This window comes from Paenibacillus sp. P46E (assembly GCF_001909095.1).
Taxonomy (GTDB): domain Bacteria; phylum Bacillota; class Bacilli; order Paenibacillales; family Paenibacillaceae; genus Paenibacillus_AQ; species Paenibacillus_AQ helianthi.
Window position 1 is genome coordinate 1 of sequence record NZ_LVYZ01000090.1, and the last position, 8285, is coordinate 8285.

At 44.0% G+C, this 8285-nt stretch carries 10 protein-coding genes and 1 pseudogene; 1 reads left to right on the forward strand and 10 read right to left on the reverse strand.

Annotated elements, in window-relative coordinates; translation table 11 throughout:
* Positions 1-359 precede the first annotated feature (359 nt).
* The 8 genes from A3849_RS29805 to A3849_RS33805 form a co-directional block, all read right to left on the reverse strand.
* On the reverse strand, positions 360-722 hold the full coding sequence (locus A3849_RS29805) for a cyclophilin-like fold protein (protein ID WP_074114699.1): 363 nt from the start codon (positions 720-722) through the stop codon (positions 360-362).
* A 25-nt stretch (positions 723-747) separates the two neighbouring features.
* Positions 748-1983 (reverse strand): MalY/PatB family protein, encoded by a 1236-nt coding sequence (locus tag A3849_RS29810; RefSeq protein WP_256701096.1) that lies wholly within the window; start codon positions 1981-1983, stop codon positions 748-750.
* Positions 1919-2782: a DUF3737 family protein gene (locus A3849_RS29815; protein ID WP_256701092.1), complete on the reverse strand. Its 864-nt coding sequence runs from the start codon at positions 2780-2782 to the stop codon at positions 1919-1921. The genes A3849_RS29810 and A3849_RS29815 overlap by 65 nt, the downstream gene beginning before the upstream one ends.
* A gap of 106 nt (positions 2783-2888) precedes the next feature.
* Complete coding sequence (locus A3849_RS29820) at positions 2889-3296, reverse strand: cupin domain-containing protein (RefSeq protein WP_074114701.1); 408 nt, start codon at positions 3294-3296, stop codon at positions 2889-2891.
* Positions 3297-3334: 38 nt separating this feature from the next.
* Positions 3335-4204 (reverse strand): aldo/keto reductase, encoded by an 870-nt coding sequence (locus A3849_RS29825; RefSeq protein ID WP_074114702.1) that lies wholly within the window; start codon positions 4202-4204, stop codon positions 3335-3337.
* A gap of 27 nt (positions 4205-4231) precedes the next feature.
* On the reverse strand, positions 4232-4990 hold the full coding sequence (locus A3849_RS29830) for a carboxymuconolactone decarboxylase family protein (RefSeq protein WP_074114703.1): 759 nt from the start codon (positions 4988-4990) through the stop codon (positions 4232-4234).
* Positions 4987-5559 (reverse strand): MFS transporter, encoded by a 573-nt coding sequence (locus tag A3849_RS33800; protein WP_256701093.1) that lies wholly within the window; start codon positions 5557-5559, stop codon positions 4987-4989. Before A3849_RS33800 ends, A3849_RS29830 begins: the two co-directional genes overlap by 4 nt.
* A 12-nt stretch (positions 5560-5571) precedes the next feature.
* Entirely contained in the window at positions 5572-6168 is a 597-nt protein-coding gene (locus tag A3849_RS33805) for an MFS transporter (RefSeq protein ID WP_256701095.1), read from the reverse strand.
* A 153-nt stretch (positions 6169-6321) separates the two neighbouring features.
* On the opposite strand from A3849_RS33805, the gene A3849_RS29840 reads away from it, so the two are divergent.
* Positions 6322-6867 carry a TetR/AcrR family transcriptional regulator gene (locus tag A3849_RS29840; RefSeq protein ID WP_074114704.1) on the forward strand — a complete coding sequence of 182 codons (546 nt, stop codon included), beginning with the start codon at positions 6322-6324 and terminating at the stop codon, positions 6865-6867.
* A 556-nt stretch (positions 6868-7423) separates the two neighbouring features.
* Here the strand turns inward: A3849_RS29840 and A3849_RS32605 are convergent.
* A pseudogene (locus A3849_RS32605) lies at positions 7424-7548 on the reverse strand (phosphorylase family protein); the annotation flags it as partial.
* Between the two features lie 14 nt (positions 7549-7562).
* Positions 7563-8018, reverse strand: coding sequence for a DinB family protein (locus A3849_RS29850; RefSeq protein ID WP_074114705.1), 456 nt, complete (start codon positions 8016-8018; stop codon positions 7563-7565).
* Between the last annotated feature and the right edge of the window lie 267 nt (positions 8019-8285).

The following is an 8285-nucleotide window of genomic DNA, read 5'->3' on the forward strand; positions in this document are numbered from 1 at the left end:
AAGAAACCTCTCCTTTGAAATGGTTGTGTGGTAACTCCATTTTACCAAAGGATGGTTTCTTTTTTTTGCTTTTTTTAAAGATTGTAGACCCCATTTCCCGCTTAAACAGCGGAGAGGACGGAACGATTGTGGAAAAGCGATAGCGGTCGCCTTTGTCCCCGGATTTTCACCGCGAAGGAGAATAAATAAAATCTGGGGACAACAGCGATTGGAACAACGGTCCGTTCGCGGAGCGTCCACCCGAGGGCTCACGACGATCCTACTTGAAAACAAAGGGCTATCCCTTTTGGGACAGCCCCCTCTAGGGAGCCCTAACGACCGGATGAGGCGAAAACGGTTCTCCAGGGAAAGCCGTTGAATCAGTTCTCTTTATAAACAATATCTACCCGCGATTCAATCGGTTTCATATAGGAAGCAAGCTTTTTACAATCTCCTTCAATTCTTCCTAACGTGATAAGTCCCTGAGCATAGCCAAAATCCCGATAAAAAATCGCTAAGCTTCCCCAAGGTGCGTAGTATGTAATATCACCTACAGAAGCTGCAGTCCCCGTTGGAGAACCCGTCGTAGACAGAAGTGCCGGAAGGTCGCTGATCATTTCAGTTCCTGCATAGTCCTTCAACGTTAGTGTCATTGGAAGCATAGTCAAAAAATCCGCGGCAGCTGGACTGTCATTTAAAACGGCTATATATTCGTCGTTTCCAACCGTAAATTTCATCTTCATTTCTCATTTCATCCTCTTCAGATATTTACGAGCTCAATTGTTCCATTTTTTGATATGCCTCGATACCTTTTTTCAAACGTTGTAATCCATCGATAAGCCGTTCTTTAGGGCAAGCGTAATTCATGCGAATGAATCTATGTCCATTCTCGCCATAAATAGCGCCCTCTGAGACATACAACCCTGTCTCTTCCCTAATGAACTTACATAATTGACCTGCATTATTGGTTATATCCTGGCAATCGATCCAAGCCAAATAAGTGGCTTCCGAAGGGATGACTTGAATTTGTGGCAGCTCACTAGCCAAAAATTGCTCCAGAACCTGCTTATTCATCCTGAGATAATCTATTAACCCTTGCAGCCAAGGCTCGCCGTCCGTGTAGGCAGAGATTGCCGCTTCAATCGCAAAAACATTAGGCTCAGCGACTTCATCGGTATTAATGCCTCGATTCACAAGTATGCGGATCTCCGGGTTCGGTACAATAATGCTCGACGTTTGGATTCCCGCAAGATTGAATGTTTTTGTGGGAGCCAGGCAGGTGATGCAGTTATGAGCGATCTCCTCCGATACGGAAGCAAAAGGAACATACTTATATCCTGGATGCGTTAAATCACAATGGATTTCATCCGAAAGGATGAGTACTTGATACTTGACACAGAGCTTGCCCAGCTTCTCAAGATCTTGTCTGTTCCATACTTTACCGATTGGATTGTGAGGGTTGCAGAAGATCATCAGCGTTGTATCCGGATCTGCGAGCTTCTTCTCCACATCATCAAAGTCAATTGAATAGCGTTGGTCCTGGTATACCAACTCACTAGCGAGAACTTCCCGTTGATTATTCTTGATAGAGTTATAAAAAATATTATATACTGGCGAAAATACGAGCACTTTGTCGCCCGGATTGGTCATTTTGCGCACGATTGAGGAAATTGCTGGCACGACACCTGTGCAAAACATAATCCATTCTCTCTGTATGGAATACTGATGTCGCCTTTCCCACCACCCGACAACCGCATCATAGTAATGATCCGGCACCGTTGTATAACCATAAATAGGGTGGTTTAATCTCTTTAGCAGGGCGGCAGCGACAGCTGGCGCGGTCTCAAAATCCATATCCGCTACCCACATCGGCAGTTCCCCAGCGCCAACATCCCATTTATAAGAATTCGTGTTCAAACGGTTTATCATCTTATTAAAGTTAAATGACAAAGCGTTCACCTGCTTGTTGCAGCTCATATCTGGTTTTTGAGGCAATAATTTCATCGTCGTCAATAATGATCTCGCCGATACCTTTTGCTTTAATCATTCCAGAGATTGGGTTCTTTACGCTGTCGATGGCGGTCTTGGCTTCCACCTCAATGGTTGAATATTCGAAGGCGAGGTTGGTATTAAGAATTGTTCCGTTCTCGATTACTAGACGATCCACGTAACACATTCCCTGATTGCTTTCAATTGTGCAGTTGATGAATGTAATATTTTTTGAATTCCAACCCAGATATTCTCCGATGATTAAGGAATCATAGACGGTGATATTCTCACAATTCCAGAAGGCGTCTTTCGAGATCAGCTTTGCATGACGGATCGTCATATTTTTCGCTCCATCAAAAGCATAGTTTCCTACCAATGTGAAATCTTCGATGGAGATATTTTCGCTATTCATTCCAAAGTAGTCACCCTTTGCGCTTACATGATTTAACTGTATATCCGAGCAATTCCATAAACTCTCATGTGCATTGGGTAAATCGACATTCGTCAAACGGATTCCCGTCGAACGACGAAATGTCTTTGGTGCCTCGATGACGCTATCGTTAATAGAAATGTGATGTGTATACCATATTCCTGATCGGGCCATTTCCAAAAAGGTCGTTTTGTCTATTTGAATGTCGTTGCAATACCATAAGGGATACTTCCATTTGAAAATGCTATTTTGAATCAAAATATCATTACTTTCCTTTAGGGGAGACTCGCCATCAGCAAAAACAGAATTCATGATATTAATACTTTTACTTTTAAAAAGGGCCCTTTCCCCGGTTAGCATTTGTTGATCGATTACTTGAATCATATTGTCTAATCCACTCCATTTTTGCTAAATTAGTCTTAACACAATTTGTTAAGCGACAATTAGAAACGGCAGCTTGGCGGCTGCCGTTTCCTTGTGCTTTCTTCACTTAAAGTTTGTTATATTCCTCATCTGATACAGGCTCTAACCATTCTGGTGTACCCGCAGTAATTGCAATATGTTCAAACCAGCTGTCTTTTGTAGCGCCATGCCAGTGTTTCACACCATCATGGGTAACAATAACATCGCCGGCTTTCAGGAATTGGGCAGTTTCCCCCTCTTCCTGGTACCAGCCTTCACCACCAGTTATCAATAAAAGCTGAAACCCGTTTCGATGGATATGCCAGTTATTTCTGCAGCCGGGTTCAAAGGTCACATTTCCAACGCCAACATTAACTTTAGGATCGGCAACCAACGCTTTCAGGTAACTCTGTCCAACAAAATAGTTTGCAAAAGCTTCGTTCTTCTCTCCCACGGGAAAAATCACGCCATTTTGGACCTCTTCATGTTTAGCCATTTCGCATTCTCCATTTCAATCAAATGAGTATCTACTAATCAATTTACTTTATTTTTCTCCCCAAAGACCGGAAAGTAGCTGTGCTCGCCGTAGTTCTGAATAGCTTCGACCTGCTTCAAAGTCTTCATGTCCTCATCACTGATCACAAAATCAAGCTCTGCATTGTTTCTCATATGGTCCGGATTTGCCGACTTAGGGATGACTACAAGACCTAGCTGGATATCGTATCGCAAGCTAAGCTGAGCAACAGATACACCATACTTATCAGCTATTGCCTTTACCTCTGCATGATCCAGGATTGCACCGTGTGCGATTGGTGAATAAGCTTCGACCAAAATGGCATTCTGCTGGCAGAAATGAATTAACTCGAATGGTGTGTTGCTCACATGTGCCAAAATCTGATTGACCATAGGCTTGATCTCACAGTTCGCAAGTATATTCTCCACATCGTCTTGAAGGAAGTTAGAAAGGCCGATGGACTTAACTTTACCTGCCTTATAAGCATCCTCCATGGCTTTCCATACTTCTTTATTTTCATTGAAATAACGGTTTCCCTCTCGGAACTCGCTCCATGGCTGTGGGCTGTGAATAATCAAAAGATCAATGTAATCCAGACCCAATTTAGCTAGAGACTCATTAATGGACTGCGTAGCTGCATCATAGCTCTTTGCTTCTGCGGCAACCTTTGTGGTAATGAAAAGTTCTTCTCGGTTGACGCCGCAGGAACGGATACCCTTACCCACGCCAACTTCATTCGCATAAGCCTGAGCCGTATCGATATGGCGATATCCGATTGATATCGCATCGCGTACAGCCTGTTCAGCCTGTTCATCGTTAAGCAGCCAGGTACCAAGACCTAATTTGGGAATAACTACACCGTTAGATAGTTCGTACGTTTCGTTAAACATTATTTTTGTCTCCTTTGAATGGTTGATTTAATTAGCTTCAGGAATGATTTCATTCACGCAGGTCAATGCGTTTAGGGTGCGCGGAAAGCCTATATAGGGAAGGCAGTGGGTAATCGCAGCAATCAAGGTTTCCTTGTCATGGCCCACATTTACGTTACCCTGTACATGTGCCCTGACTTGTCCTTCGGCGCCTCCAAGCGCACACAGGATGCAAAGCGTCAATAGCTCCCTTGTCTTCAAATCGAGTCCACTTCGGGTATAGAAGTCGCCAAAACAAAAGGACGAAAGGTAATCCTGTATGTGTTTTTGATTTACCGGCGCACTTTCGCGCATTTTAAGAATGACATCGCCAAAGATCTTGGTTTGCACGGCAAGTCCTTGCTCGAACCGTGAGTCTTCTTCAACCTGTGTCTGGCTCTCGAGCGGTAAGGAAATATCGGCGGCTTTAAATACTTCATTAACCTCGTGGATCGCATTCAACGTTTTAGGGAATCCCAGGTACGGCGCACATTGGTAGACCGCCTCTTTAATCTCCACGGGTGTGAGTCCAACGTTCAGTGCGGCATGGACATGAGCTTTTAGCTGCGGTAGGGTTTGGTTCGTCGTCAGCACCACCAGCGTGATAAGCTCGAGCCGTTTTTCATCCAGATATCCCTGATCAAAAGCATCTCCAAAAATAAACCGGCTCAGAATATCTTGAAAATCCGGATCTGTCGCATACCCGGCCGGGTCCGTGTCCCCAATTGGCTGTTTGTACTTTTCATTGCTTTCCTCACTTCTATTCATCCATAAACCTCCTTGTTGCGTTTTTGACCAAAGCTAATGACCGCCAATATAACGGCAATCGCGACGGACACTGCGGCAGTCCAACTCACCGCATGAACGGAATAGCGATTGATTGCGAGGCCGCCAAATCCGCCGGCAGCCGCAATACTGAGTTGCAGAACCGAGCCGTATAAGCTCAGCATGATACCCGATGCTTCCGGCACCAACTCTACTAAGTACAATTGGAGACCAGGTCCAGATGACCAAGCATAGAACCCCCACAGGATAAGAAGAGGCATGACGATAACACCCGAATGGGGCAGCATAGAAAGCAGGATGAGCACAACGACATGAAGAGTCATTCCGCCTAATAGCGATCGTGGTATCCCGATTCGATCCGTCATAAAGCCGCCGAACTTCGAACCGACTAAAGTCGCGATGCCGAAAATGAACAGTGCCAGACTAATCTGATGCCCTTCCATTGTGGTGACATTGAGCAGGAATGGAACGATATAGGTAAAAAGAATGGCATAACCAAGTTGCCAGAAGAAAGTGATTCCAAAACCCGTAAATAGCATCGGGCTATTCAAAATGCCTATCTGCTACAGGAGTGGAACCGCAGCCTCTCCTTCGGTAGCCGGGATCATTCGGTAAACCGTAAAAACGGCCAATAAGCTAAGAATGCCAATGCCGACAAAAATGAATTTCCAATCGAATTCCGCAGCCACAACTCGGCCGATCGGGACACCGACGATTAAAGCTACACTGAATCCGAGGATGACCGTACCGATCGCTCCGGCTTGCTTGCCTGGCGCCACAAGCTTTGCAGCTATCGTTTTGGCAGCAATGACAAAGACACCTGCACCGATAGCCAGAACGATTCGCGAAACGATCAGAAAGCCAAATCCCGGGAGCGTAATCGTCATGACGCTTTCAAGCACAACGATCCAAAGCGCTAAAATCATAAGCTTCCGCCGGTCTAATTGTGCTGTCGCCATGTTAATTATTGGTGATCCGATGGCATTGGCTACCGCAAAGACAGTAATCAACTGTCCTGCCGCAGCTAGTGAAATGTGGCTCCACTGCGCTATGTTGTCTAAAATACCTGCAATTACATACTCCGAGGTACTGACGAAAAAGCTAATGAAGGCAAGCATGTATATCCTCATCGTATTATTTATAATGATCACCTGCCTCATATTAAATTAATAGATGTTGATCGATTAATCGACACATGTATATAATAAACTAAATTTAATTTGATACAATCGTTAATATCGCTTGGTTCGTCGATTAATCGACACCGAGTGTAAAAATGTCAATTATTCAGTGGAAAGGTAGATATATCTAGAATGCCGAAAATAGACAGAAGAATTCTGAAGTCGCAAGATGCCATTAAGAAAGCGGTAATCGAACTTATGTCGAAAAAGAGTTTTGATGACATTACCATACAGGACATTTCTGATAAGGCGAATGTGCACCGCGCTACGATTTATCTCCATTACCAAGACAAGTTCGACCTATTAAACAAGCTCATCGAGGAACATATTCAGGCCTTGCGAGAAATTAGCGATTGGGCATGTGAGATGGATTGGGGAACCGCAACACAAGCATTCTTTGACTATTTCGAACGAAACTACTTATTTTTCTCGACCATGCTGGCGAGCAAAGGAGCCCCTTCTTTTCGAAGTTATTTTCTTGAATTTATTATTGAAGAATTCAAAGACGAGGTAGATCCATCCGAAGAGAGAAATCATGACTTATCCGGAGAAGTGATGCTAAGATTTATGGGTACTGCATATGTTGGGATAGTCGAATGGTGGATCATCAAGGGAATGCCCTGTCCACCTGCAGAAATGGCAAAACAAGTTGGGGTTTTGTTAGAAAGAATAGTGTAGAGGCTTGAAGCAGATTGCAGGCTAGACCTCGGATCTTTTTCCCGCTATCTGCGAACGCTTTCCCATTCGGGATTGCTCAAAATCATCATATTTAGATGATCATCAAATCGGCAATAGGATCAAGTTCTTGTCCATTTTCGGTAATGGGATCAAGTTCTTGTCTACCAACAGTTGGTGCCTCTTTTTGTTGTTCATATAAAAAGTCACAACTCTAGTGAGTTGTTAAACTACTCTCATCATTTTGTCCATTAAATGTAATTAAATTACTTTCATGAATTACAGTATAAACTATAGAATATCTGTTATATATGGCTCGAATTTTGGATAGCAGTTCAATATTTCGGCCAACCGGTTACAGATCCGCTCCATGGTCCATTACTTCACTTCCTATAACAAGGCCTTCAGTTGCGGTTATTTTAAACCGTTCCGCCGCTGAAGATCACGAATTTCTTTCAAGGATGTCAACTTAATATTTTTGGTTCTTAATCATTTCTTTCACATGAGGATCATTAATTTGTTTCAATAATTCTTTTTTCGCTCCCTCATAACCTTCATCTACGATGATTTCCGGTACGGTCGACATACCAACGGCATCTGCGCCTAGTGTACGAATCATACGAATTTCAGCTGGTGTTTCATATAAGCCGGACCACTCCACCACGAATATACGATTTCACTTAAAAGTATTATTGGCCCTAGATTCTCGTGAACGTAATGTAATCAATTTGGACAGACTCTGCTGATTCGAGCCGAAATGCTCGGTTGATCTGTCCCCTGTGATATTGTCCATGTAGGAGGACCTGCGACAGGATGTCCCGGACGGACGTTCGGAACAGAAGTCCGCTCTGGTTCTCATAGTCGATCATCCCGTCCAAATCAGATTCCTCGAGCCCCTCGATATACACGCGGTACCACTCTGCGTTTTCTTCGAACATCTTTCGGATCGCCGTCAGGTCTGCAGCTTCCTCCCACAACGAATATTGCGGGCTGCCCTTGCCCTGCAATCGGGACAGCCAGACTTGTTCCGCGACCGCGATATGTCGAACCAGCATCAGCAGGTCCTTGTTATTCATCTCACTCTTCTCGAGCGCGTCCAGGATGCGTCCGTCCGCCCAGTACAGGTGATCCATCATGCACTTGATTGTCTTCATTTCAGTTTCCTCCTCTTCATCTCAACGATTTCTTGAACCAACTGTTTCCGGTAACAGCTTCTCCAGTTTTGGAAAGTCTCTAGGCCCACTAAGAAATTTATATCATATTTACAACCTTGCTTTAATAAGTTTATTCGGAAATTGATTTACATAATATATTATAATGTCTAGGATTTGTAATTTGATGGGGTCAATGCAGTAGAGGCCAATGGGAACTATTGTATCGGAATTAGGTCCTATAACAGGACAAGGTGGTCCCTCCTATTT